We start from the raw sequence: 26,280 nt of genomic DNA on the forward strand, positions 1-26,280 counted from the left end.
TGTCTACTATATGGGGAGCATATCATTTTGGGACACCCTCTTTTTTCTTTCATTGCAAACGGAACGCTTGTTCGTTATAATGGGATAATCACCCAATGAACGGAGTGAACTCGCTCTTGATAAGCTATGACGTATCCAAGCGCCAGGCTGCGCATTTTCTTCTAAAGCATCAACGGCTCGGCCCATACCGCCTGCCAGGCGGGAAAGCAAGCGTGTACCAGTACATCCGACATGTCAACTGTATCCAGTACGACCCCCTGAATATAACCGGCCATAATCACGAGCTTGTGCTACAAGCTCGCATCCCCGGCTTTACGCCAGGGTTGGCACAAGAGCTGCTATATAAGGACAGGCTGCTCCTCGACGGCTGGGACAAGAACATGTCGATCTTTTGCACGGAAGATTGGCCATATTTTCGCAGACTAAGGGAACGCGCAGCCCAGCGGCACGGCTCCAATGAAGCCGTGATGGCGCTTGTCCACAAGGTTCGCGCGGAGATTGCGGCGCGCGGTCCGCTCTCCTCGCTCGATTTGGACTTTAAAGACAAAGTGGACTGGGCCTGGGCTCCCGCCAGGCTGTCCCGCGCGGCGCTGGAGAGCATGTATTATTGGGGAGAGCTGTCCATCCATCACCGGGTTCACACCCGCCGCTATTATGATTTTACGGCAAAGCTGCTGCCGGAAGATCTTCTTGCCGAACCGGAGCCTAACAGGGCGGAAGAATCGTACCATGACTGGTATGTGCTGCGGAGAATTGGAGCAATCGGCCTGCTGTGGAACAGGTCCGGCGATGGCTGGCTGGGAATAAGCGGTCTCAAGAGCGGGGAGCGCGCCGCCGCAATCCGGCGGCTGCTGCTTGCCGATTCCATCAGGGAAGTGAGGGTGGAAGGCATCAAGCCGCCGCTTTATGTTCGAACCTCCGACGCCTCTGATCTGGAAACGATTCTGAACGGCAGGCCCGGCGATAATCCATTCGAAACCGGACATTATGCCACGGCTTTGGCCCCTCTCGACAATTTAATCTGGGACAGAGAGCTTATTCGTCAGCTGTTCGGCTTTCAGTACCGGTGGGAGGTGTACAAGCCCGCTGAGGAACGCACTTATGGTTACTACGTGCTGCCGCTGCTCTATAATGACCGTTTTGCCGCCAGATTCGAGCCGGTTCTGGACAGAACGTCCGGTGATCTTATCATCCGGAACTGGTGGTGGGAAGCCGAAGAGGGTCCTCATATATCCGGCTTGCTGGAGGCAGCGAAATCCGCGGTTTCCTCGCTTGCCCTCTCCTTAGGTGCAATCAGAATAACGGCGGCGCCCCCTGTGGCGGCCCAGAGCGGCATTGAAGAATGGAATGAATAAAGCCTCTGCCGGCATTCCTGCCAGTCAGAGGCTCAATGTCCAGTTAATATTCACTGGCTTTAGCGATTGGGCCGCTTCAATTCGGCGGAAGAATCGCCGCCAATTAAATCTTCGTCATCCAGTTTGCCTTCCAGCCCCAGCTTTATGTACAGCTCCGAACAATAACCCTGCAGCTTCAGCTCCAAGGCGCTGGCTTTATTCTTGAACCGCTTCAGTTCCCTGATTATGCGGGTCCTGCCGGCAGGAGTAAACGTGTCCTGGATTCGTTCCTTGAAATAATCGTGAACAATATAATTTCTCTGCTTCCAGACATGATGCAGCTGCGTCGTCTCTTCCTCCGAGAAAGGAAAATGATGCTGTATCTCTTTAATGAGCTGACCAAGTGAATTGCCGAGTTTACGTTGATATAAATCCGTAAGCTCCGCCTCGGACGGTAAGGTCCCCTGGGAAAGCTTCGTCAGCAGGAGCAGGTTGGTAAGTTGCTGCTCCAATGCCTGGCAGTAATAGACGGCCAGTCCAAAATAGGCGAACAGCTCTTTGGAATGTTCACTTTGCGGTAATTGTGTGTCCTCCTTCATCTGCCCTCCGTCATTATGTAGCGTTGTTGTTAAATAATTATCTGACGTCTATGTATGGATGTAAACCTCTGCTTTCTACATTCTAACAATTCGCCGGGCTCTTGTTAATACCCTCTTCCTTCTACGCTTCCTTTTAAGATATTCTTATGGCTCATGACATATAAAAGCCAGCTTTCCGCAAAAGCTGGCCCGTTACTCTACTGCGTTGTGATTGCTTACGAACATTTTCAAGCCAATACAGCAACAGCTTCGCTTATTTGGCTGCAGGGACGAATCGGCAAATGCCATCCTCCGCCCCCTTCACGCTGCTTCCCGGCTTGGCATACAGTCCCAGATTCCCTGAAGCTACAAGCCCCGTTTTATGGTCCCTGGCAGGGTAAATCCCCGTCCTTCCAGCTTCAGCAGTTTCTTCCGCAGATCCCCTGACGAGAAGTGCTCCCCGATAAATACAGCCACGTCCGTGACCTCTCCCTGCGGGTTAATCTTTAGAAAGTCCGACTCCCGGTACGCGTACTGGAACAGAAAGCGCCCCGAAGTATCATTAAAGGTAAGCACACCCTTCGCCCTGTATACGTCCCCGGGCAGTTCTTTGATAAAGGCTTCAAATTCCACACTGTTAATCGGATTCTTAAAAAAGTGCGTATATGCCATCACATGATCATGTGCAGCCCGTTTGGGATCAACGGCATTCTTCTCCCCTGCCTCCGTCAAGCCCTCGCCTGAAATCGAAGCCAAGGAATCCGTTTCCGGCGCATGCTCCGAGATTTCCGTAAAAGCTGTGTTATCCGTGCGGTCGATCAGACTTTCCGGTTCCACCTCGCATCGTACCGCCGGAATAATCTCCGCGAACGCATTCCATTTGCGCAGAACCCCGTTTACTTCCTCCGCTTCTTCCGGGGACACGCGGTCCGTTTTGTTCAGAATCAGCACGGAAGCGCTGCGGATTTGCTCCTGCATCAGCCGGTATGAGGCCCCTTTCTGCTCTCTGTGCAGCTGAAGCAGATGGGCGGCGTCAACTACGGTGATCAGGCCCTTTAATTCGACGTTGCTATAGAGCGAGGTTTCCGTCACATTATCAATGATATCTAGAGGATTGGCCGCTCCCGTCGCTTCAATGACGATGACATCCGGCGACTCTTTTTTCACCAGGGTATTAAGCTCCATACTGAGATCCGCGCTTGCGGAGCAGCAGATGCAGCCACCGAGCAGTTCCGCCATCGGCACCGATTTATCGACCATCATGCCGTCGAAGTTGACCTCTCCGAGCTCGTTCATGACAACGGCCGGACGCAGGTCTTGATCTTTCCAATACTCCAGCAATCGGTACAGCAGAGTTGTTTTGCCGCTGCCAAGAAAGCCTGACAGTATATATACAGGAATGGTTCTATCCATATCTCATTCTCTCCCAATGTATCTGTTCTGTAAGCGAGTGTACTACATTCCTTACCGGCGAAGCAACCTCAGCAAAATAATGTATACGCTTTCCAAGTAAACGCTCACAGCTTCCCACTTTCTCTTTTCTTGCAAGCTGGCATCTCTTTCCCCTATGATAGTGGCGTATGCGAATCATGTAAATTTGCGGCAAGGAGTGAAGAAGACCTATGAATTCAGTCGAACAGCACCGCAAGGAAGCCCCGGATTCGGTCAATTGCTATATTATTACGGTTTCCGACACCCGGACGATGGATACGGATAAAGGCGGCAGCCTTATTGAGACGCTGCTGGAAGAATCTGGCTATAAGATTGCCGGGCGGATCATTGTCAAGGATGATTATGACGATATCCGCGAACTTATTCACGAATGTGCAGGAGATAGCGGCATCGAGGCCGTGCTGCTTACGGGCGGCACCGGCATTGCTCCCCGCGACACCACCTACGAGGCGGTCAAGTCGCTGCTGGACAAAGAAATGCCCGGATTCGGGGAAATATTCCGTTATTTGAGCTTTGCCGAGGATATCGGAACCGCAGCGATCCTGAGCCGCGCGGTAGCCGGTACAATCGGCAGCACCGCCGTGTTCTCCATGCCCGGGTCCGTTGGAGCGGTTAAGCTTGCAATGACTCGGCTAATTATTCCTGAGCTGCGCCATGTGATGCGGGAGATTTATAAATCCTCCTGAAATCTCTCTCCAGCATCTGTAACCGGACCCTGAATGGGGTCTGGTTTTTTTGCATTGACACGGTCCATTTTCCCCGATATAATGTTGAACACTTTTCGCGAAAGTGGTTTTTGATTAACCATCCGGTTAATCGGAAAGGAACTTAATGAGCTCATTACCATTATTGCACCGTAAAATCAAAACCGTTGTCAGTCCCTTCCATGAAATGCTATGCAGCCTGCATGTGCTGTACCAGCCGGAGCATCATCCAAGGCGGCTAGAGTGGTCTCAGGAGCTGCTGAAAAAAATGCCGCCCCAGCTTCGGGATGGCATCCGTCAAGTTGGCGGATGGACCGACTGCTGGACCGCATTAGTTGACCTGGCAGACCATGCCGGACAGCCTATGACCTGCCGGAAAGGCATTGATGCGCTGAGCACCCAACCGGACGCCGAGCTGATCCACTTGGCATTGAACAATAGAGTGCCAATTGGAAGCATCATCCAATGGATGAACGGCACAAGAGGGCTGGAAGATCAGGAACTAGAGGAGGCCGGGCTGACGCTGCTTGACTCGCTGGAGGAATTCCGCAAGCTGCTTACAGGCACGCTTGCCGAGTACGAGGAATCTTTTTTTCGCCGGGAATGGCAGGATGTCGAGCCATGGCTGCAGACGGCCGCCGCCGCCTTTCAGCAGGAGGCCGAAAAGTCCGTAGAAAAAGCCCTTGCTTCCCTGCATCCGCGCTTGTTTGCGGAGAATGGGGAGATTACCGCACAGAAAGCGAATACCTACCATTTTTCCTATGACAGCCTGGAGCATATTTATGTGTTTCCCAGCACCTTTATATTTCCCCATCTCTTAATCGGCTGGTACGGAAAAGATCTCTATTTGCCGCTTGCCGTCGACATTCCTGAGCTGCCGTACAGCGAAGCTCCGCCGGCCGACCTGCTCCTGCGTTTCAAGGCGCTTGGCGACGAGACCCGGCTCAAGATCGTGAAGCTGCTGTGGAAAGGACCGCACTGCACAAAGCAGCTTGCTCCCGTCCTTGGGATATCCGAAGCGGCTGTGTCCAAGCATCTGAAGCTTCTGACCGAAGCCGGTCTGATCAGGGCCAAACGCCGGGGGAACTATCAGTTTTACTCCGCCGACAAGGAGGAATTTGAGATGACGCTTGTGCTGCAAAGACAGTTTCTGGAGCAGTAACTTTAACAAGAGCCGTATAAAGGAGCGCTGATTCATGTGGCATACCGCCCTCGCAACTTTGGTCAGGAACCAAAGGTCCAATCTTAGAGCTTATCCCTGGACGTTTACGTTCGGCCACATCATTGATGGAACGTATCTCGTCCTTGTCACCTATTTTTCCTATGTATATCTGATTAGTGGCGATGTTGAGACCCGGTTTGCCGCGTATGCGGGCACCTCCGATTATTTAACGTATGTCATGATCGGCGGGGCGCTGAGTCTGTTCTCGGTAAGCATGATTATGAATGTTTCGAGGGCACTGATTACGGAGTGGCGGGAAGGCACATTGGAAGCGCTGCTGCTCTCTCCTTCCAGCCGTTTCGGTTATTTTGCGGGGACTGCCGTTCAGCAGCTTATGCGTAGTCTGTTCGAGCTTGCGGTCGTGCTGATTTTCGGAATTGCGGCGGGTTTGAAGCTGCCTGATTTCGATGCATTGTCCGTACTGTTCGGCGTTTTCGCCTACCTGCTGTCCTGTTTCTCCATGGGACTTCTGCTGGGATGCGTTATGCTGCATACGCGGGATACTTTTTTTGTGCAAAATACGCTGTTCGCGTTTACCGCCCTGTTATGTGGATTTCAGTTCCCCCGGGAGTATCTGCCCGAAGCTCTGCGGCTAACGGGGAATCTGTTTCCCTTGACCGATGCGCTGGCGCTGCTGCGGGGAAGCTTGCTGACGGGCGGGGTCATCCGGTTTGGCGATATTGTTCCTGTCCTGCTGCTCTGCGCCGTCTATATCGCGCTAGCTCTCTGGAGCGGCAGAAGGATCGAGCGGCGAATGTTCGAGCGGTATTGAAAGGAGATTTTGTGCAGAACGGTAGGCACTACATAAGAAGAAAGGCTGTGAACAGGATGATCGTAATGAACGAAGTTACCAAAATATACGAAACTAAGAACAGGCTTGGCTGGTTGCGCGCCGAACGTGTGAAGACTGAAGCGGTAAAATCGCTGTCGCTCACTCTTGAGCCTGGACAAATCACGGGTCTGCTAGGACTTAACGGAGCCGGCAAAACGACGACCATCCGCATGCTGTCCACCCTGCTTGATCCGACGGAAGGCAGCATTGAGGTCGACGGACTCGACATGAACCGCAGCCGCAGCGCCATTCAGCAAAAAGTGAATATGATCGCAGGCGGCGAACGGATGCTGTATTGGCGGCTTACGGGACGAGAGAACCTCCACTATTTCGGTTCTTTGTACGGTCTGGACTCCGCCCGTCTCCGGCTGGAAAGCGACCGGCTGCTAAGCGAGGTAGGTCTTGCTGATGCGGCGGACCGTCCGGTAGAGCAGTATTCCAAAGGCATGAAGCAGCGCTTGCAAATCGCCAGGGGCCTCATCAACGACCCGAAATATTTGTTTCTGGATGAGCCGACGCTCGGGCTGGACGCACCGATAGCCAGGCAGCTGCGCAGTATGGTCCGCAATCTTGCGAAAGAACGGGAGAAAGGCATTCTGCTCACCAGCCACTATCTGCAAGAGGTGGAAGAGCTGTGCGACAACGTAAACGTGCTGAACCGCGGGGAGCTGCTGATGTGCGACACTCCGGACCGCATTGTGGCAAGGGTGGCGGGCATGCAGACGGCTCATTTTGAGCTAATGGGCTGGAGGGATGAGCTGAATCCGCTGCTGCTGGAGTATCTTCATACGGAAATCGGACTGAACAGGAAGGAATTGACGGAGCTTCATACGCCCTCTGCCGAATCTGGCTCATCCCCCGAGGAACCGGTCCGATTGACGGTAAAAAGCCGTTCGGCCGACAAGCTCATTACCAAGCTTCTGCCCTGGACTTCCGAGAATGGACTGAAGGTCATCTCCTTTTCTGCCGAGAAGCCTAATCTGGAAGATGCCATCATCCTGCTGTCAGAAGGCAAAGTATCATGAAGCAGCGCGGATGGATGATCTCGCTCCTGGCGGAAATGTTGAAACAGCACAGAAGCCGCACCAGAGGAAAAGCCGTATTTTTCTCCATGCTGCTCTGGCCCGCGCTTGCCTTTCTGACCTCTTACTATGCGATGCAGCCCTATCGGACCGGTGAAGGCTCGGCCTTGTCCAGAGTGATCCCTTCCGGCGGAATACCGCTGTTCCTGCTTAGCGGTTATCTCGTATTTCAGCTGTTCTGGACTACGGTACATTCGGCATGGCTGTTCGAAATGGAACGCAAACAAAGCACACTGGAAATCATCTTCTTGACGCCTTCCTCCAAAATGGCCTTTTTATACGGCAGATCACTGTACTCCCTGTTTAACGGAATCTGGATGTTCGCGGCATTCTCCTTCCTGACGTTCTGGTTTATCGCCGATCCCGGGGAGGTGAAATGGGCCGTACTGCTGCCGGTGCTGGCACTTATCGTATGTTCTGCGGTCATCTGGGGAGCGATGCTCAGCGCCGTCTCCCTATTCTCACGGGACTCCGGCCTGCTGTACTACATTTTCCAGGCTCCGATGGAGTTGTTCGGGGGTGTGCGCATCCCTCCTTCCGTCTTCCCGGTGTGGGCAAAAGGACTGTCCCTGCTCTTTCCCGTTACCTACAGCCTGATCCTCGTTCGCGGGGCGCTGTACGGGAATACCGGCGGACAATGGATGTGGGCGCTAGTCGTATTGGTCGCTGCCGATGCGGCGCTTGTCTGGTTCACCCGGTATCTGCTCTCCTTGGCCGAGAGACATGCCAGATTTACGGGGAATTGGAGTTTGTTCTGAATTAGTTTCATAATTTATATTGGAGAAACTCCCTGAAGTGAGGATGTAACATTAATAATATTATTGACTAAACAGTCCGAAAAGGATAAACTGATATTGAAAGGAGGTTCTATGAAATTCTGATGATCATATCGAGTATTTAAAAAGTAAGAACAGAGGTGCTTTTATGAATAATGATAAAATTCGGTATCCAGATGGAGTTGACCATACCCATTCTCACCATTCCCACCACTCTCATCTTATTAACGCTATCGATAATGATTACAAACATGGGCAGTTGGCTGAAAAAGACGCTCATTCAGGGCATCATCGAAGTACAAATGAACATAGTGGTCACGTACATTCCGTCGACAAGCATGCCGGTCATGAAGTTGGACAATTCAAAAGACGTTTTTACATTTCCCTGGCTGTTACCGTCCCGATACTCATGTTGTCTCCGATGATTCAAATGTTCATTGGCGTAGACTGGCGTTTTCCATTCGACACATATCTCCTTTTTTTGCTTTCTTCCTTTGTGTTTTTTTATGGAGGTTCTCCGTTTTTAACGGGGGCTTACCACGAGCTGAGACAGAAGGCACCTGGAATGATGACATTAATTTCGCTTTCAATCGTCTTCGCGTACGGATATAGCTCACTGGTAGTAGCCGGACTAACCGACACCGATTTTTTCTGGGAACTTGTAACGCTGATTGACATTATGCTGCTCGGCCACTGGCTGGAGATGAAGTCCATTCTTGGCGCATCCCAGGCTTTAGAAGAGTTAGTGAAGTTAATTCCTTCCGAGGCTCATCTTGTTACAACTGACGGAGCGATCAGAGTAGTTGCAGTCTCTGAATTATTAACCGGGCAAACGATTTTAATTAAACCAGGTGAAAGAGTTCCGGTTGACGGCCTGATTGTAAAAGGACAATCAACCGTTGATGAATCGATGCTCACAGGAGAGTCCATTCCAGTTGTAAAGGTGCCGGGCAATCGTGTCATTGGCGGTTCCGTTAACCAAGAAGGCGCATTAACGGTAACTGTAGAAAAGACGGGTGAGGAAGGTTATCTTTCGCAGGTTGTTTCTCTTATCAGGGAGGCGCAGGAATCGAAATCCAAGACGCAAAATTTATCTGATCGCGCCGCCAAGTGGCTGTTTTATATCGCATTAATTGCCGGGATTGCGACTTTGTTCATCTGGTTATCTTTAGGATACAGCTTTGACTTTTCTATTCAGAGGATGGTTGCCGTCATGATCATCGCCTGTCCTCATGCTCTTGGTCTTGCTGTACCACTTGTCGTGTCCGCTTCCACTTCGATATCAGCAAGAAAAGGTCTGCTAATCCGGAATAGAACCGCATTTGAAGAAGCAAGAAATATGAATGCGATTGTATTTGATAAGACGGGAACGTTAACGCAGGGCGAATTCGGCATTACGGATATTATAACGCAGCCGGGTTACGAAGAAACCAAAATCCTTATGTTGGTTGGAGCACTGGAAAGCCAATCCGAGCATCCAATCTCAAAAGGCATTGTCGCGGCAATCAAAAAGAAAGGGATACAGCCATCTTCACCGGATTCTTTTGAGGCATTGGTCGGACAAGGGCTTAAAGGACAAGTGGATGATCATGAGGTGATGGTAGTAAGCCCCGGCTACATGCAGCAGAAGGGGATGATTTATCCGCTTGATCAATATCGTCGGCTGTCTTCGGAAGGTAAAACCGTTGTCTTTGTTCTGATTGATGGAGTCTTGGCCGGAATCATCGCATTGGCGGATCAGGTGAGAGACAGCGCCAAACAGGCGATTGATAGGTTAAAAGAACTTGGGGTTCGAGTGACAATGCTTACCGGCGACAACAAACAAGTTGCGGAAAGGGTCGGTAAAATCCTTGAATTGGATGAAGTTTACGCTGAAGTGCTGCCGCATGAGAAAGCCAACAAAATCGCCGAAATCAAAAGCGGCGGATTACACGTGGCAATGACCGGGGACGGAGTAAATGATGCACCTGCTTTGGCAAAAGCGGATCTCGGCATCGCAGTGGGGGCAGGAACCGATGTGGCAATCGAAACCGCTGACATTATCTTGGTAAGGAGCGATCCGAGCGACGTCGTTTCCATTATTGAACTATCGCGGAAGACATACCGTAAAATGGTGCAAAATCTGTGGTGGGCGACAGGGTATAATATTGTGGCAATCCCTCTAGCCGCTGGTGCTCTTTATGGGGCTGGAATATTATTAAGTCCGGCTGTCGGGGCAGTACTTATGTCTTTAAGTACCATTATTGTCGCCATTAACGCTAAACTGTTGAAGGTGAACTAAGATTCTGATTCCCGCTGTACGGGTTACACAACAAAATCAATCATTGGCCAACTTAGAGACGAAATAAACTGCCGTTCAAACGAAAGTTTAATTGAGCGGCAGCTTTTTTACCTCGTTGATCTTTCAGTACCGGGCGCTCTCTAACATTTCAATAAAATACTTGAATGATTAACGGTACGTGCCCAATACACGGTCATAGATATCCTCGATCAGCCGCAAACCGCCGTTATAACCTGCATAGCCGCAGTTCAATACCAGCCGGTAGGTGATCGGAACGCTGACTGGAAGCAGATCGGCACCGATATCGACAGCCAGGTCGCGCTCCCAGCCGCTTCCGAGAATCAACGCACGCTGCTTCGGATTTGTCTTCCTGATATTCTCCTGAATCTCCCCGCCGTCCACCGAGAATTCCACATTCGCCGACCTCCTGTCGGAGATGCGCCGGAACTGCTCGCGGATTCCTTCGCGGTACTGTTCGGGAGTATCGTCAATAATGTATTGAACCTCCGCCGGAATAATGCCCAGCTCATTTAGCAAATATTTGGAGAAGCCTACGGCATAAGTCGCATCAAGGATCGTGTAGAATACGCGCGGGATGCCGTAACGGAACTCTAGCATGAAATCGGCTGTACGCTCGATATGCGTATAGAATTTACGCTCTTCGTCCGTGATGAATTTCTCGGCCTTTTCACGGTCAATGCTGGCGCCGAATGCCGCAACCTCCCGCAAAAAGCGGCTGGTCTCCACTCCTCCCACCGGCAAATAGGGAAAATGGTAAAACGGCGTACCATATTTCCGCTTGAGCAGCTTGGCGCTTTTCAGTCCCGGCCAGGCGGATACGACAATATTGAATTCGGCCTGCGGAACAGTCAGCCATTCGGATACGCCGCCCGATTCGGGCCCGAAGAGAATATTCGGCGTAAGACCGATGCCTGTCAGCAGCCGCTTAATTTCTTGCAGGTTGCCGATCCAGTAAGGGTCCTGATATGGAACGGAGGCAAAAACATTAACCAGTCCGGGTATCACTTCACCTTTAGCGGGCGCATACCGGTCGACATATTGGTCGACAATCGCCTTGATAATGAGGTCATGGCTGACATAGTTATTGCTCTTGAAGCCCCCGGTCTCCGCGAACACAATCGGCTTGCCGAGATTTTGAAATTCACGGGTCACCTGGCCGACATCGTCACCGACAATATCGGAGGTGCAGCCGGTGAGCACGACGTAAAGGTCTGCGTCGATGACTTTGAACGCACCGTCAATGACACCCTTCAGCTTTTTTTCGCCGCCAAATACGACTTCGGATTCGCTCGAATTGGTGCAGGGGATCGTGCTTCCTCCCGCATAGCCCTCCCCTTGACCGAGCAGGCCGTGAATTTTGGTGCTGCAGCCCGGTCCTGCATGGACGATCGGCACAGCCCGCTGGATTGCGATGACCGTCTGCTGAACGCCCAGCGCACAGGAATACCTTGGCTGTTCAATAAGCTTCGACATGAGTATTGCCTCCCAAAAAAGTGTATGGATCTTGCTCCAGCCACCATTTGGTGTAAGGCATGGAACTATGTTTTGCCAAGTTGGTCACAAACTCCCGGTTATCAAGCGTCTCCAGGATGCGTTCCGCATAATTAAGCAACCCCTGGTATCCCCAGCTAAAATGTTCGTCCCCGATCAGCAGAGTGGGAATGCCAAGCTTGGCGCCCCAGAGAGTCATTCCTCCATGACGGGCGATCATCAAGTCCGGACGGACGCGGTTCAGAATATTGACCAGTTCGTAGGCTTGCTTGTTGCAGACGTTATATCCCTTAATGTCTCCATAGGTCTTGACCGTGTGATCCAGCATATCCGCCGCGGTGCTTTCATTGTCGTAAATGGGGTCATGATGGAAAATAGCCGCGCCCTGCACTTCGATTCCCAGTTCACGCAGCAGAGCGATCAGGGCATGGCCGTGGGCTGAGCCCGCAGTCAAATAGCACGTAGTGCCTGTAAGCTTAGCCCGGTACTCCTCCAGCTTCGGCAGGACAGCCGCTCTCTCCTCGCGGATAATTTCCTCAATCTCGTCTTCACGGTCCAGAACGCGTCCCAGCTCGCGCATCCAGGCATCCGTTCCTGCTATACCGTAAGCCATTGGAGCCTTGATCTCCGGCACTCCGTACACTTGTTCCAGCGCGGCTCCCATATACGTTCCCAGCGTCGGGCAAATCTGAATCGTGGCCGCAGCCTCGGAAATGGTTTCCAGCTGGCTTACGGTAGAGAAGGGAACAACATAGTTCGCTTCGTAGCCCAGACGGTTCAGCAGCTTCGAGAAGACATCACTGCCCCAGAAATTGATGATATTCACTTTGTTCGTCCGCTTCTGCGGAGGCTTCACAATTTTGCGCACAATCGAGTGATAGGCGGCGTCGAAGCCGGAGGTCCAAATTTTGGATCTGAAGCCCTCGCAGACGCAGTTTACGACGGGTATCCCAAGTTCATTCGTCATTCGGTCCGTGACGCTTTCCACATCTTCACCTATGATCCCCGAGGCGCAGGATGTGGTAACGAAGATGGCATTCGGCTTTACTCTGTCATACGCGAGGCGGATCGTCTTCTCCAGCTTGGATAAAGCGCCGAAGACCGTATCCATCTCCTCGATATTGGTATTAAAATATCTGCCGATGGCCGGCGGAAGATCTCGCTCCATTTGGCCGACGCGATACACGAAATTAAAGCCGAAGAAATCCCCGGCGCAGCCGACAGGCGCATGGTTGACCATCGCTGCATCCCGAATCATGGATAATTGGCAAAAAGCATTTCCTGAACTGCAGCCCATGCATTGGCTGAAAGAACGGGTGCCGTCCTTCAGGCAGCCGCTGTTGGAGCAGTTGACCAGGTCTCCCGCTGTTCCGGCAAAACCCGTAATCGAACCCAAACGTTTCTCGCGGATCGGGACCTCGGTCAGATTCAAATTCACTTTTGGCATGTCCTTCTCCCCTTTTACGTTTATAAAATAATATGGATGAATCGGATAGAATCCGGACTGATTCTACTGTGGGGACGCTCCACGTCCACGCTGATAACCTCTATGATCGACGCTACACCAATGTCTCAACAAAAGCCTGCTCGAACGCCTGCTCCAGATCTGCGATTAAATCCTCGGCATCTTCGAGACCAATGGACAGGCGGACCGTTTCAGGCTTGATGCCGGCAAACGCCTGTTCTTCGGGGTTAAGCTCGCCATGCGTCGTTTTCGGCGAATTGATAATGAGCGAGCGGGCGTCACCCACATTTGCATGATAGCTGAACAGCTTCACCGAATTCAGAAAAGTCTTGAGCTGCTCCTCATTTCCCTTAAAGCCAAAGGAGAAAATAGAACTGGCGCCTTTTGGAAAATATTTGTCAGCCAAGGCTTTGTATGCATTGCCTTCTGCGGCGGGATGGCTGACCCAGCTTACTCTGTCGTTGCTTTGCAGATACTGCACGATTTTCAGCGCGTTGGAAATCTGCTTGTCAATCCGCTCAGATAATGTTACAAGTCCCTGAATCAGCAGGAAGGCATCGAACGGGCTGAGAGACGCCCCAAAATAAGCGAGGTAGCTAAGCCGTACTCTTGTCGTAAACGGCGCATTCGGGAAGACCTCAAGAATGCTGCGCTCGCGTCCTGTCGCCTGATCCCGCAGCAGATACTGCGGCTCTTCAAAATGCGGGAATTTGCCATTACTCCAGTTAAACTTACCGTTCTCCACAATGACTCCGCCAAGCGTTGTGCCATGCCCGCCGATCGCCTTGGTCGCCGAGTAAATGATGATGTCCGCTCCATGGGCGAAGGAATCGAACAGATACGGGGTTCCAAAAGTATTGTCAATAACTAACGGAATCCCGTTGTCATGCGCAATTTCGGCAATGGCTTCTACATCCAGGATGGTTGCGTTCGGGTTGCTGATACTCTCGATCAGTATCGCTTTGGTATCCGGCCCTATGGCCCGCCGGAAGGTTTCCGGATCATCCGAGTTCTCCACAAAATCGACATGCACATTGAATTTAGGGAACAGATGCTTGATAGCGTCGAAAGTTCCCCCGTACAGTCTAGGTGTTGTTAATATTCTTCCGCCGCCCTCAGCCAGGTTGAGCAGAGTATAAGCGACAGCGGCCATTCCGGAAGCGACGGCAACAGCGCCGGTTCCTTTATCCAGAGCGGTCAACCGCTCCTCAAGCACGGCTACGGTCGGATTACCGATCCGGGTATACAGGAAGCCCGCTTCCTCCAGGCCGAACAATTTTTCCGCTCGTTCCACGCCGCCTAAATCGTAAGAAGCCGTCTGATAAATCGGCACGGCCACCGAATAATTATGCTCGCTGGACTCATAGCCGGCTCTTACCTTCAATGTATCAAAGCCCAATTGTTTCTCACTCATACAGATCCCTCTTTTCAGATGATTATTATTTGATCAAGCCTTACTGTAAAATAGCTCCACGGCCTGAATGAAGAAAGGAAATCAGCCGGGTCAATGCCTTTTCAATGGGGGCTTCGACTGCCAGAGCCGTAATTCCCACATTGTGAAGCACCGCCGTGGCACCACGACCAATCTGGCTAACAAGTACATACGAACAATCCGTTAGCGCTTCGGCTACTGCCTCCAGACGGCTTTGCTCATGTCCTTGACTGCTTGCAGGATTGCCAATTTCCCTGATTCCGGTCTGTGAATAGAATCCTTCGTCATCCACTTCGTAAATTAAAAACCGGTCGCTCCGGCCAAAATGCTGGTTTACGTTAACACCATCCGAACTACCGACAGCCACTTTCATTTCATCCCTTCTCCTTCCGAAAAACTGCGACAAGAGCGCTGCTCCGCCAGGTATACCCCGTTTATTTCCTTCTACTTCAAGAAGGCATGCTCTACGCAAGTACGGCTCTAATAATTTATGAGCGGGGTGTGACTTATTTCACAATGATGACCAACAGAAAAGGCCGGACCTATCCTGTTATCAGGAAGTATCCGGCCTGCGGTTAACCGCTCAGCTCAATCTCTTAAATACCAATTGTTTTACTATGTTTTAATATACCGATTAGTGCTGAAAAATTCAATCCCTGAAACGTGAATATAGTGTGATCATTTCGGAGAAAAAACAAAGCAGCAAGCCTCCAACAATGGAGACTTGCTGCTATTTTCAAGCGATCCAGCGGATCTTACAGCTCCGGATGCTCGTGCTTAGCTTTCAGGCGGGTCCAGCGGCGCTCTACTTCTTCCTTGAAGCCGTTCAGCGCAGCTTCGTTCTCTTCCTTGAGCAGATGCTTGGTTTTACCCATGCCTTTGAGCCATTCGGTAACGTCTACGCGTTTTTCCTTTTCTTCCGGATTGTACGTAATCGTGGTAACGCCTTGCTCCACTTCATACAGCGGGAAGAAGCAGGAATCGACTGCGAGGGATACCAGCTTGGTGCCTACATTGTCTTCGGTCATCCAGTTCAGTGGGCAGGCAGACAAGATTTTGCCGTATACAAGCCCTTCGTTCTGAGCGTACCATTGGGCTTTGGCGGCTTTCTTCACCAAATCCTGCGGGAACGCTTCGCAGCCGGTGAACACATAAGGAATATTGGTGGCAGCCATAATTTGCGGAGTATCTTTATGCTGCGTCACCTTACCATTTTGCGTCTTGCCGATGCTGGATGTCGATGTGCGGTGACCGATCGGCGTCGAGTACGATTGCTGTGCACCCGTATTCATGTAGCCTTCATTGTCATATTCCAGAACGATCATCTTATGTCCGCGAAGCGCAGCGCCGATTGCCGGCCCCATACCGATGTCCATGCCGCCGTCGCCGGTAACCATGACAAAGGTGAAGTCGTCTTTCAGGTTCAGATGATCAAGCTCGCCGCGGCGTTTGCGTTCCCAGAACATTTCAACCACACCGGACATGGTTGCGGCACCACTTTGGAACAGGTTGTGGATGAACGTCGATTTATGCGACGAATAAGGATAGCCGGTCGTTGTAACAAAGGCGCAGCCTGTGTGGTACAGAGCGACGATATCTCCTTCGATGCCTTTGAAGAACAGTTCCAGACCGGAGAAAATACCGCAGCCTGGGCAAGTGCCGTGACCTGGGGACAGGCGCTTCGGTTTAACGGTCAAGCTGCGCATTGGCGGAATCTTAACCTTAAGTTTGCCTGTTTCCTCATCCTTGTCCACAGTAATCAAGCCTGTCTTGAGAGACTCGAATTTAAGCGGATTGAGCACACGCTTCGGCGCGCTTTCGGCAACGCCCGGATTGTGGCCGTAATAGTCGAAAGGTACTTTCACTTCACCGGTTTCCGCTGCTTCAATAGCCAGCTCGAACAGGCTGTGGCCGTCTTCAGCGAAGAAGTCCTTGCCGCCGACACCGTAAATCCGGCTGATTACTTTCGTTGTTGTATTGCCGTAAGTGAACAGAGCCGCCTTGATTTCGTTAACCATGTTGCCGCCATGCGCTCCGAAAGAATCCGCGCGGTCGCCGACGGTGATGGCTTTAACGTTCTTCAGCGCTTCGGCAATTTGCTTCTGCGGGAACGGACGGATCATGTTCGGCGAAATGGCGCCGGCTTTAATGCCTTTCTCACGAAGCTGATCGACAACATCCTTGATGATCTCGGAAGCCGAGTTCATCAGGAATACCGCAACCTCGGCATCTTCCATCCGGTACTGCGACAGGATCGGGTAATGGCGGCCTGTCAGATCGCCATATTCTTTGGCGATTTCTTCGAATACTTCCGCAGCATTGTACATCGCCACGGATTGTTGGTATTTGTTGTTGATATAGTCCGGTTCGTTCATATAAGGGCCAACGGAAATCGGGTTCTCGCGGTCCAGCGTATCGTCATAACCCTTCGGTTGAGGTCCGATAAAGCTTTGGACATCTTCACGGTTCGCAATCGCTTGGACGCGGCGCTTCTGGTGAGAAGTGAAGTATCCGTCCATGGCTACCAGCACGGGCAGGCGAACCTTGGCATGCTCGGCCAACTTGATTGCCATGATGTTCATATCGTATACGGACTGTGGGTCCGGACACATCAGGATCGGCCAGCCGGTGTTCAGCGCATAATACAGGTCGGAGTGATCTCCATGAATGTTCAGCGGTCCGGAAACGGAACGGCAGATCAGGTTCATGACCATCGGCATCCGCGTACCGGATTGAACCGGAAGCTGCTCCAGCATGTACAAGTAGCCTTGGGCGCTTGTCGCATTGAATACGCGGCCGCCCGCGGTGGATGCGCCGTAACAGATGCCCGCAGAGCTGTGCTCGCCGTCGGAAGGCACCAGCATAATGTCATGCTGCCCGCTGGCTTTCATGGAATCGAGGAATTGGGCAACCTCCGTGGACGGGGAGATCGGGAAATAGCCCATCACATGATAGTTGATTTGATGCGCAGCGTAAGCCGCCATTTCATTGCCGGATTCATATAAAAACTTCTGCTCCACCTTGGCGGAGCCGACTTCTTTTTCGTAATCGATAGCCATTAGTGTTCCACCTTTCTCTCGGGATTTAGATCTGGTTTACAAGATCAAAAGTGTGCCGGACCGTATTGGCTTCCGCGAAGCCTTCCTTCTCACGCGAACGGGAGAGTGCGGAGGTCGGGCAGGCTTCTACGCATTTGAGACAGCCTTTACAGTATTGATAATCGATCCCTTTCAGGAACATCATCGATTTGCCTTTTTTATTGACCTTTTCTTCCCAAACGAAGCACATATCCGGACAAACCGTGTCGCACTCCGCGCAGTTGATGCAGGACTCGTTGTCATATACCGGCACAAGCCCGGAACGGGAAATGCTGAGATCTTTCAGGAAGCTTGTTCCCGGATTGATGATGGTGCCGCCAATCGGCTGGGTTTCATATCCGAGCGGCGAAATGTCGGACCGTACAAACTCCGGCATGCTCTCGCCTTCCGGCAGTTCAAACGTTTGGAACTTCACTTCATTGTAGCCACGGTCGAAAGTCGTGATGGCCGACTGAACCGCTTGAGGATATTTCTTGCCGAGCGACTTCTCGATAACGTTCTTCATTGTATTAGGATCAAGGAACGGACAGAGACGGAACAGACCGCCCAGCATCGCCATGTTCACGCGGTTCTTCTCTTCCAGCGCGATAATGGTCGCATCGACAACAGCGATTGTGCCCGCAGTTACACCAAGAATTTCCTTCAGCTCTTCAGGAGATTTCGCTGAGTTGATCAGCACTGTGCTTTCTGCGGTAATGCCGCTTGTCACATTAACAATCTTGCCCATGGCTTCGTGGAACACGGCAACGACATGCGGCCGTTCAACCGGCGATGTATCGCGGATCGGCGTATTCAAATCGCAGAAACGGATATGCGCTTTAACCGGCGAACCTTTCTTCTCCGAACCATAAGACGAGAAGCTGACGCCATTCAAATTCGCGCCTACTACCCCTGCTTCAGCCAGCATTTTACCAGCAAGGTTCGCGCCGAGACCTCCTATGGATTCGAGACGGATCTCGAAAAACCCAAGTTCGTTCACTTTCGGTAATTGTACCACCGACATAACCCCTTTCCTCTGTGTCAGCTAGAATAACATTCTCATTGACTTTTTCAAAATTGTACCCTGATTCTACATCAAGCGAAGTGATAAATCTTGCACAAAATGACTTAAGAGAATCACAAAAATTTATACATCACGATTGATTCTCTTATATGCGACAGGGTTGCGTAACAGAAAGAGGAAGAAAGCTTCCATAGAAATCGTTAAATGTGTACAAAAAGTGTCTTTCGGTTACCTGTGACATTTGTTACCTTTAATCTAGCAAAATAACCTAAAATTTTATGTTAAATTCATCACATACATAATGACCAAAATCACATTATATGAAAGAAAAAAATAGTGACATGAAAAATTCCTGGATTTCACAAAAAAAACTCTCCCCGAGGCGGCAAAAGCCATCGAAGAAAGTCCAATTCTCACCGTTTTTCTGTAGTCTTCGAAAATGAATGTAATGCAAAATGATTTTCACAAAAATATCAAATATTTAAAGCCGAATTTTGCTGCCTTATTCCCGGTCTGCCGGCATATGTTCCTTAATTAGCTCCTGCTTCCGGTTCCAAACCCTCTCGCTCAGGTTGACCCGGTACACCTCCGGGTTTAATTTGCGCAAGTATTCCGGCCAGAACAAGCTCAGCTGCTCCTTATGGTAGCGGCGAATCTCGTCCAGCCCCGGAAGAGTGTATACTTGAAAGCCGTTCACAAAGATCGGCTCCAGCATCGGCAGCGCCTCATAGCGGTCAACTTTCTTCTGCAAATAGGGATGCAGCGGATTGAACAGCTTCAGCGGGCGGCCGCTTTGCAGGGCATCCTCGCCTGGAAAACAGATATAATCAGCCAAAGCCCTTCCGCTCGTTCCGATAATGCGGTATACATCCTTTTTACCGGGCGTGGACACCTTCTCAGGGTTGGAGGATATCTTAATGGTCGGCACCATCTCCCCTTCCTTAGATTCAATCTCCACCAGCTTGTACACGCCCCCGAGAGAAGGCTGGTCGGATGCGGTAATCAACTGTGTGCCGACACCCCAAGTGTCAATGGCCGCTCCCTGCAGCTTCAGATTGGAGATCGTGTTCTCATCCAGATCGTTGCTTGCGACGATTTTGACGTACTGAAGTCCCGCTTCATCCAGCATCTTCCGCGCCTGAATAGACAGATAGGCCAAATCTCCGCTGTCCAGCCGGATCGCATTCATGCGCTTGCCTGCGGCTTCCAGCTTCTTGGCTGTCGCAATCGCATTCGGCACGCCGCTGCGCAGTGTATCGAACGTATCGACAAGCAGCGTGACTCCATCAGGCAGTACCTTAGCGTACGTATCGAAGGCTTCCTGCTCGCTTCCGAAGCTCTGTACCCAGGAGTGCGCGTGAGTTCCCTTGGCAGGAATGCCGAACATCCGGCTTGCCAGCATATTGGACGTCGCGTCAAAGCCGCTGATAAACGCCGCCCGGGTGCCCCAGATCGCCGCATCGGCCTCCTGAGCTCTCCTTGTGCCGAACTCAAGCAAAATATCGTCCCCAGCCACCTGCTTGATCCGTGCCGCCTTCGTTGCGATCAGCGTCTGGAAATTCATGAAATTCAGAATGGCCGTCTCCACAAGCTGGGCTTCCATAATCGTGCCCTCCACCCTGATCAGAGGCTCTTCCGGAAACACCAAAGCGCCTTCCTTCATGGAATGGATCGTGCCTTGGAAATGGAACTGCAGGAGATCTTCCAGAAAGGCCGGCGCATAATTCTCTTCCTGCTCAGACAGATAGCGGATATCTTCCTCTGAAAACCGGAGGTTTCTGACATAACCAACGATCCGTTCAAGGCCGGCAAATACGGCAAAACCGTTGCCGAAAGGCAGCTTGCGGAAATAAGCTTCAAACACAGCGCGGCGCTTATGGGTGCCGTTCACCCAATGGGCGTACATCATATTGATCTGATATTTATCCGTATGCAAAGCAAGCTCTCTGTTCAACTCGTCATCTCCTGTCGTTACCGCACTTTCATGTATAGGCGGGAAAAGCGGCTGTTCGCCGCTCCTCATCTCATCAAGATATATTGTTATAATGACTTTGCGTCTTTGACCACTTTGGCGCCCAGACTTCCGGCAAAATGCCCCAGCGCCCAGGATTGTCCCTCCGGATTGAAGCTGGCTACGGCATCCTGATGTACAACAATCGAAAAGCCTTTATTATAAGCATCTACCGCTGTATGTAATACGCATATATCCGTACATACGCCAATCAGGTGCAGCTCTGTAATCCCCCGCTCGCGAAGCTTCTGTTCCAGGTTCGTGCCGCAAAAAGCGCTGTAGCGGGTCTTGTCCATCCAGTAGATGTCATCCCGGCGGACTTCATATACATCCTTCAGCCTTCCGTACAGCTCCCTTCCTTCGCTTCCCCGAAGATTATGGGGCGGAAACAGCCTGCTCTCCGGGTGATAGGCATCATCCTGCTCATGCAAGTCCACAGCCATCACCACAAAATCGCCGTTCTCTGCAAATTCCTCCGTCAAACGGCAGATCCTTTCCTCGATATCGATCCCCGTCTGTCCCACCGGCAGGCTGCCGTCGACAAAATCCTTCGTATAATCGATTACGATCAGCGCTCTCATGCAAGCATGCCTCCTCCTGATTCATCTCAGCTTCTCCCCAAGGCCAAACCAAGCTCAAGCTTACGTATAAATGGACAGCAGCGGCTGATGATCGGTAAACATATACAGCTGCGCCGGACGCTGGGAATATTGGTTGGAGCTCAGCGGATTGCCGTCCTCGTCCCGCACTTCCTGCAAAATGCCCTGGCGGCTCCGTGTGGAAGTAATTTTACGGATAAAGTTCGGCTCCTTGAATTCCGGCACCACGGTCTGAATGACCTGATACAGCTCGCTTAGCGTAAAATGACGCGGCAGGAACTGCTTCGCAATCGTGGTCTGCAGCATCTGCTGCTGAATGCGCAGGTAAGCTTCCGAAATGATGGCATGATGGTCAAAAGCCAGCTCCAGCTCTTCCAGCGCCTCCTGCAGCGTAAACAGGCCAACCTCTCCCGCATCATCCGAAGCCCGTCTTTGCTCAAGCATCCATTCCTCAACCAGCGCAAAGAAAGCATGGCTGATAATCCACCCGCGCGGGTCCCGTCCCGGCGTACTGTACACCCCCAAGTATTCCAGGTGGCCGCCATCGACCCCCGTCTCTTCTTTTAATTCCCGCTTAGCCGCATCATATATCGACTCGTCCTCCTGGCAAAATCCGCCCGGAAGCGCCCACATTCCCTCGCAAGGCCACTTCTTCCGCTTAATCAGCATGACTCTCAGTTCACGGATCGGAAGCGTCTTGGTGACGGTCTTTCGCTCGCGTTTCGTTAAGGTAAACATGACGATATCGGCCGGAACACCATCCGGAGTGCGGTATTTTTTGGCGTTGTAGCGTTGTTCCCCGTTCTGGCTCACCATAAATCCATCCTTTGCCGCAGCTAATTTAGTTGATCGTATCCTTAGATGTTACCAAACCTAAACTTCGAAAATCAACAGCCTTGTATCATAAAGTTACATATTCCATTCCAATGGCGCCTTAGATGGCTTTTGCAGCCGGATGGTTTGGAACTGCTAATGGCCAAAGTAAGCGAAAAAAAGAGAGAAAAGCTCTCAAAATACCGTTAAGGTTTCTCTCCGGAAGCACGAGGAAATATAAAAAGCCATTGCTCTCTGAGTACAAAGAACAATGGCTTGCGTAATATCGCTGGGCTCGTTAAGGGTGAGACTACTCCAGGATCTCCAGGAAAGCGTCAATTCTGTTCTTCACATGATTGAATGCATAGTTGTTCCGGTCCATAAAATCCACATTAATGGTTAAGTATTTGATCTTCTTTTCCCCGCATACTTCCCGCATCATCGGGCTTAGCGCCAGCATATTCCGGCAGCCCCACGCATTGGAAATGACGATGCCGTCAATCCCATAAGAGTCGCATACCTCGGCCAAATTGACCTCAAACCTCTCCATATGCCAATGATATTCGATGGCCCTTTGGGCAATGCTGCGGTAAGGATCGTCCGGGTTCAATTTCATCATATTGCTGTTCCAGAGCGGAGCCCAAAAAATGACCTCAACCTCTTTCTCCACATACTGCATGATTTCATGTGAACCGTCCGGGGCTTGTCCCGCCCACAGCACCCGCTTCCCGCTTCTTTTGTTCTCCGGCTTTTTGCTCATATCCGACGCTTCCTGGTACAACGTCTTGCATAATTGCACATTTTCCTGCATTCCGAAAGCGTTCATCCCGAAGATCTCCAGCAGCTCTCTTGAAACACCCGGCAGCCGGTAGTCCCGTAATAATTCCGCCGTCTGGCAAAAGTACTCTCTGGCTTCGTTGGAATGCTGAACCGTTCGGTCAAGATCCGCTTCGTTAAACTCCATATTCAGCGCCGCCGCCATGTCCTTCATCAGCCTTCTCTGCTGCCCGGCAAGATAATCCAGCGTATCTTCGTTCAATTCCGTCGGCGTTGAAATGGACAAGAACGGACTGCGGTAATTTTTGCTGGTGATATTGGCCAGTTTGCTCAAGCAATCACAAGGCTGGTCATTGGCAAGCACGATATCCGGATTCGGATAGCAGTTAGCCATAATAACGCCCAACGATCCGCGCAGAAAGGAACAAATATCCCGGGAAACGTTATTCTGCTGCGTCAGATTGATGAACGAATCCGCACACCCATGCTGGGCTAAAAGAATAGCCATCGATTCGATATTCCACGGAATCATCCCCAGCGCGTACACCAACTCGTTCGGAAACTGCTCGACAACATAGGCAACCTTCGAATCCGGCTCATAAGCTTTGGTGAGACGGTAAGCATTAAGCAGCGACCGAATCCGGCTTGCCTTCAAGTTCGTGCTGCTGGACAAATCCTGGATACGGCAGGCCTCCAGCACCTCCGACATATTTCGGTACTGCGACTTGCGGTCGCTGTCCGCAACTTCAAATAGATTCATCGGCGTCTCCTTTCAGAACATCCGGGTTTCAAGAAAGGTCTGAACCCGCGTCTTAATGCTTTGAATATTGGACATTTGCTGCTCGCCTTCAATAAACAAGACGGAAATACCCTGCTGCTGCAGACGGCTCATCACGTAGGGATAGTCCATCAGGTAAATATCACAAAATTTCAATGTGAAATAGATCACGGAATCGGCCTTGTAAGTCTTGATAAGGTCCAGCAAATGGTTCAGGCGGATATCCGAGTCGTACATTCTCGCGCAGGTCGCTTTTTCCAGATAGTAATCGGCGATTGCCGTAAGAGGGTCTTCGTTCTCCTCAATGCGGCCCTCCGCATATTTGATGCCGAAGCTCGTATCTTCGCAGACAATCTGCGCTCCGGTCCGTTCGATGATTTCCACCAATTCGGGCTGGTCAAAATAGCTGCCGCACACTAAGACGCGATGCGGCTTCGTCTGCGGTTCATTGCGCGCTTCTAGATCATCCAGAAATCTTGCCAGTTCCCGGTTAAATTCTTCCTTGCGGCCTGCGGTTGCGGCCTTCATGATTTGCAGCGCCTCCATGCCCGTCACCGGACTACTCTCCGACTGTCTAAGCTTGTACAACCGCTGGAGCAGTGTCCGCGTTTCGTTGTGAAGCGAAATGGAACGGCGCAGCGCTTCGTCCGTAATCTGGATCTGATAATGCGATTCCAACGCCGCAACCCACTTCTTAAGCTGGAGTCTGAAATAGGCTTTGGATTCCGGCGTAATCACCTTTGGAAGCTCCAAAAAATAGGTGAACGGCGGATTTAATTGTTTTTTCCATGCCTCGTACAGTCTTTTGCGCCAATCGCATTCATCGACAATGACAATTCCGTCGGCAAAATCGTAAATCCCTTCAATGCCCTCGCTAAGGGAATGAAGCAAGTACGAGCAAAAATTGCTGCAAAGCATCGAGCCGGCTTCCGAAGTGTTCTGCGCAAACTCTCCTGTAATGCGGAAAGGAACCAGACCCGCCGCATCCAAAATTTCTTCGGGCGTATAGATCGACAGCCAGCCAATGGCAGGTCTGCCAGATGATTTAACGAATTCGGTTCGGTTCCGGTTCATCAAAGCAAAGATTTCCGCTTGCTCTATCATATCGCTCCTCCTGTTTCGCAATATTGGCAGTTCAGCTATGCATCCGCAGCTTGCGAATGGATAACGTGAATCCTCTTCCATCTGCCGTTCCTGAACCGGACAGTGACGAGACCCAGCATCAAGAATGTATAGATCAGCAAATCCCACCATATCCAAATTATCGGGCGGCCATGGACAACACAAATCCAGTAAGGGAAAACAAGGTAAAAAATTGCCGGCAGCGTCAAATAAACCACCATAATGAAAAAGGTGTCGCCGATCGACTTCAGCACATTGGTAAGGAGAATGACCATCGTATCGAACGCAATCCATACGGATGTGATCCGGACGAGCGGAAGGGCCGCCTGCTTGATTTGCTCGAACATCCCCCGGTTATCGTGATCCTGGAAGATCGAGATAAGGGCGACGGGCAGCACGTTGAACAAAGCAATAATCAAGGCGCTGAAGACCAGGCTCAGCATGATTCCTTTCCTTACCACAGTTGGAATCCGCTCCGCCCGCCCGCCCCCTCTCTCCTGAGCCGCGATAATGCCAACGGCTGTGCCAAGCCCCAATACGGGAAAGATGGACAGACCTTCAATGGTAAAAACAATGTTGGCGGCAGCCAGGGACACTTCGCCAATCCCTCCGATAATAATCAGCAGCAAGCTATAATAGCCTGTCTGAACAAAAGCCTGAATTCCTGCGGGAAAACCAAAACGGATCACTTTCAAAATAGCTTCCTTATCCGGCCTGAAATTCCGGAGACTGCCGAAGCTGTCCTTGTATTTAGGCAGAAATAGCATAGCCAGATAAATAATGAAGGTGAACAGGCAGCTCACGATTGTAGCTGTACCCGCTCCGTTGACGCCGCCCATTTCGGGAAAACCGAGATTGCCGAAAATCAGCAGCCAATCGAGTGCAATATTACACAGGTTACCGGCGATTGCCGCAATCATAATAATTTTGGTGTCGCCTACTCCCCGAAACAGTCCTGAGACGGAGGTTGAGAACAATTGCACGCAGCTTGACAGAAGGATCAGCTGAAAGAATCTTTTTTCATAGACAAGCAGCTCGCCTGTATGTCCCATCATGTCGAACAATAACGAAGTCCACGGCGAGAGCAGCAGCAGCACGGCCGAAAATAGGATACTCAGATAAACCCCTTGCCACATGGAGGATGCGCATCGTTCGTACTTACCCGCTCCGTAATACTGGGAAATGAGCGTAGAGACAAAGGCGATCATTCCGATGAACAAATTGGCGATAGCCGTTGCGGTGTTTCCTGCGGGAAGCGTGGCCGCAAACTCGACCAGATCATACCTCGCCACAAAAGCCCGGTCGACAAACACCATAATGTTCATGGAGAACATCGACAGGATGATCGGATAAGTAATGCCGATAATCGAACGATACGTGATATCAGGTGCTAAAGATTTCAAAGTTTA

General features: G+C 51.1%; 21 protein-coding genes. 7 read left to right on the forward strand and 14 right to left on the reverse strand.

What is annotated here, in order from left to right; translation table 11 throughout:
• Window positions 1-95 precede the first annotated feature (95 nt).
• Window positions 96-1,355, forward strand: a complete 1,260-nt coding sequence (locus VK70_RS11470) for a DNA glycosylase AlkZ-like family protein (RefSeq protein WP_046723299.1) — start codon at window positions 96-98, stop codon at window positions 1,353-1,355.
• A 59-nt stretch (window positions 1,356-1,414) separates the two neighbouring features.
• Here the strand turns inward: VK70_RS11470 and VK70_RS11475 are convergent, their stop codons facing one another.
• Window positions 1,415-1,933 (reverse strand): hypothetical protein, encoded by a 519-nt coding sequence (locus VK70_RS11475; RefSeq protein ID WP_025699789.1) that lies wholly within the window; start codon window positions 1,931-1,933, stop codon window positions 1,415-1,417.
• Window positions 1,934-2,278: 345 nt separating this feature from the next.
• Window positions 2,279-3,325, reverse strand: a complete 1,047-nt coding sequence (locus VK70_RS11480; protein WP_025699791.1) for a CobW family GTP-binding protein — start codon at window positions 3,323-3,325, stop codon at window positions 2,279-2,281.
• A 209-nt stretch (window positions 3,326-3,534) separates the two neighbouring features.
• Here VK70_RS11480 and VK70_RS11485 point away from each other — a divergent pair, with 209 nt between their 5' ends.
• The 6 genes from VK70_RS11485 (at window position 3,535) to VK70_RS11510 (ending at window position 10,261) form a co-directional block, all read left to right on the forward strand.
• Window positions 3,535-4,050 carry a MogA/MoaB family molybdenum cofactor biosynthesis protein gene (locus tag VK70_RS11485; protein ID WP_046723301.1) on the forward strand — a complete coding sequence of 172 codons (516 nt, stop codon included), beginning with the start codon at window positions 3,535-3,537 and terminating at the stop codon, window positions 4,048-4,050.
• Window positions 4,051-4,195: 145 nt separating this feature from the next.
• The gene (locus VK70_RS11490; protein ID WP_025700420.1) at window positions 4,196-5,230 is read left to right on the forward strand and encodes an ArsR/SmtB family transcription factor; all 1,035 of its coding nucleotides are present in this window, start codon (window positions 4,196-4,198) and stop codon (window positions 5,228-5,230) included.
• Between the two features lie 34 nt (window positions 5,231-5,264).
• The gene (locus VK70_RS11495; protein WP_025700422.1) at window positions 5,265-6,062 is read left to right on the forward strand and encodes an ABC transporter permease; all 798 of its coding nucleotides are present in this window, start codon (window positions 5,265-5,267) and stop codon (window positions 6,060-6,062) included.
• A gap of 65 nt (window positions 6,063-6,127) precedes the next feature.
• Window positions 6,128-7,147 (forward strand): ABC transporter ATP-binding protein, encoded by a 1,020-nt coding sequence (locus tag VK70_RS11500; protein WP_233277811.1) that lies wholly within the window; start codon window positions 6,128-6,130, stop codon window positions 7,145-7,147.
• Window positions 7,144-7,962: an ABC transporter permease gene (locus VK70_RS11505; protein ID WP_025700426.1), complete on the forward strand. Its 819-nt coding sequence runs from the start codon at window positions 7,144-7,146 to the stop codon at window positions 7,960-7,962. Before VK70_RS11500 ends, VK70_RS11505 begins: the two co-directional genes overlap by 4 nt.
• A gap of 166 nt (window positions 7,963-8,128) precedes the next feature.
• Window positions 8,129-10,261: a copper-translocating P-type ATPase gene (locus VK70_RS11510; protein ID WP_046723303.1), complete on the forward strand. Its 2,133-nt coding sequence runs from the start codon at window positions 8,129-8,131 to the stop codon at window positions 10,259-10,261.
• A gap of 168 nt (window positions 10,262-10,429) precedes the next feature.
• Here the strand turns inward: VK70_RS11510 and VK70_RS11515 are convergent, their stop codons facing one another.
• The 12 genes from VK70_RS11515 to VK70_RS11570 all read right to left on the reverse strand — a co-directional run bounded on the left by VK70_RS11515 (window position 10,430) and on the right by VK70_RS11570 (window position 26,274).
• Window positions 10,430-11,755 (reverse strand): nitrogenase component 1, encoded by a 1,326-nt coding sequence (locus VK70_RS11515; protein WP_025700431.1) that lies wholly within the window; start codon window positions 11,753-11,755, stop codon window positions 10,430-10,432.
• Window positions 11,739-13,220 carry a nitrogenase component 1 gene (locus VK70_RS11520; RefSeq protein WP_025700432.1) on the reverse strand — a complete coding sequence of 494 codons (1,482 nt, stop codon included), beginning with the start codon at window positions 13,218-13,220 and terminating at the stop codon, window positions 11,739-11,741. Before VK70_RS11520 ends, VK70_RS11515 begins: the two co-directional genes overlap by 17 nt.
• A 112-nt stretch (window positions 13,221-13,332) precedes the next feature.
• Entirely contained in the window at window positions 13,333-14,652 is a 1,320-nt protein-coding gene (locus VK70_RS11525; protein WP_025700435.1) for an O-acetylhomoserine aminocarboxypropyltransferase/cysteine synthase family protein, read from the reverse strand.
• A 40-nt stretch (window positions 14,653-14,692) separates the two neighbouring features.
• Entirely contained in the window at window positions 14,693-15,043 is a 351-nt protein-coding gene (locus VK70_RS11530) for a NifB/NifX family molybdenum-iron cluster-binding protein (protein ID WP_025700437.1), read from the reverse strand.
• Window positions 15,044-15,425: 382 nt separating this feature from the next.
• Entirely contained in the window at window positions 15,426-17,729 is a 2,304-nt protein-coding gene (locus VK70_RS11535) for a thiamine pyrophosphate-dependent enzyme (protein ID WP_025700438.1), read from the reverse strand.
• Window positions 17,730-17,754: 25 nt separating this feature from the next.
• Window positions 17,755-18,765, reverse strand: a complete 1,011-nt coding sequence (locus VK70_RS11540; RefSeq protein ID WP_025700440.1) for a 2-oxoacid:acceptor oxidoreductase family protein — start codon at window positions 18,763-18,765, stop codon at window positions 17,755-17,757.
• A 508-nt stretch (window positions 18,766-19,273) separates the two neighbouring features.
• On the reverse strand, window positions 19,274-20,725 hold the full coding sequence (locus VK70_RS11545; RefSeq protein WP_025700442.1) for a nicotinate phosphoribosyltransferase: 1,452 nt from the start codon (window positions 20,723-20,725) through the stop codon (window positions 19,274-19,276).
• An 86-nt stretch (window positions 20,726-20,811) separates the two neighbouring features.
• Complete coding sequence (locus VK70_RS11550; RefSeq protein ID WP_025700443.1) at window positions 20,812-21,363, reverse strand: cysteine hydrolase family protein; 552 nt, start codon at window positions 21,361-21,363, stop codon at window positions 20,812-20,814.
• A 60-nt stretch (window positions 21,364-21,423) separates the two neighbouring features.
• Window positions 21,424-22,197 carry an NUDIX domain-containing protein gene (locus tag VK70_RS11555; protein WP_025700444.1) on the reverse strand — a complete coding sequence of 258 codons (774 nt, stop codon included), beginning with the start codon at window positions 22,195-22,197 and terminating at the stop codon, window positions 21,424-21,426.
• 307 nt (window positions 22,198-22,504) lie between these two features.
• Window positions 22,505-23,731 (reverse strand): 2-hydroxyacyl-CoA dehydratase family protein, encoded by a 1,227-nt coding sequence (locus VK70_RS11560; protein ID WP_025700446.1) that lies wholly within the window; start codon window positions 23,729-23,731, stop codon window positions 22,505-22,507.
• A 12-nt stretch (window positions 23,732-23,743) separates the two neighbouring features.
• On the reverse strand, window positions 23,744-24,853 hold the full coding sequence (locus VK70_RS11565; protein ID WP_025700448.1) for a 2-hydroxyacyl-CoA dehydratase subunit D: 1,110 nt from the start codon (window positions 24,851-24,853) through the stop codon (window positions 23,744-23,746).
• A 35-nt stretch (window positions 24,854-24,888) separates the two neighbouring features.
• Window positions 24,889-26,274 (reverse strand): MATE family efflux transporter, encoded by a 1,386-nt coding sequence (locus VK70_RS11570; RefSeq protein ID WP_025700450.1) that lies wholly within the window; start codon window positions 26,272-26,274, stop codon window positions 24,889-24,891.
• Window positions 26,275-26,280: the final 6 nt, after the last annotated feature.

Origin of the sequence: Paenibacillus durus ATCC 35681, assembly GCF_000993825.1 — a bacterium.
In the GTDB taxonomy this organism is placed as follows: Bacteria; Bacillota; Bacilli; order Paenibacillales; family Paenibacillaceae; genus Paenibacillus_AQ; species Paenibacillus_AQ durus_B.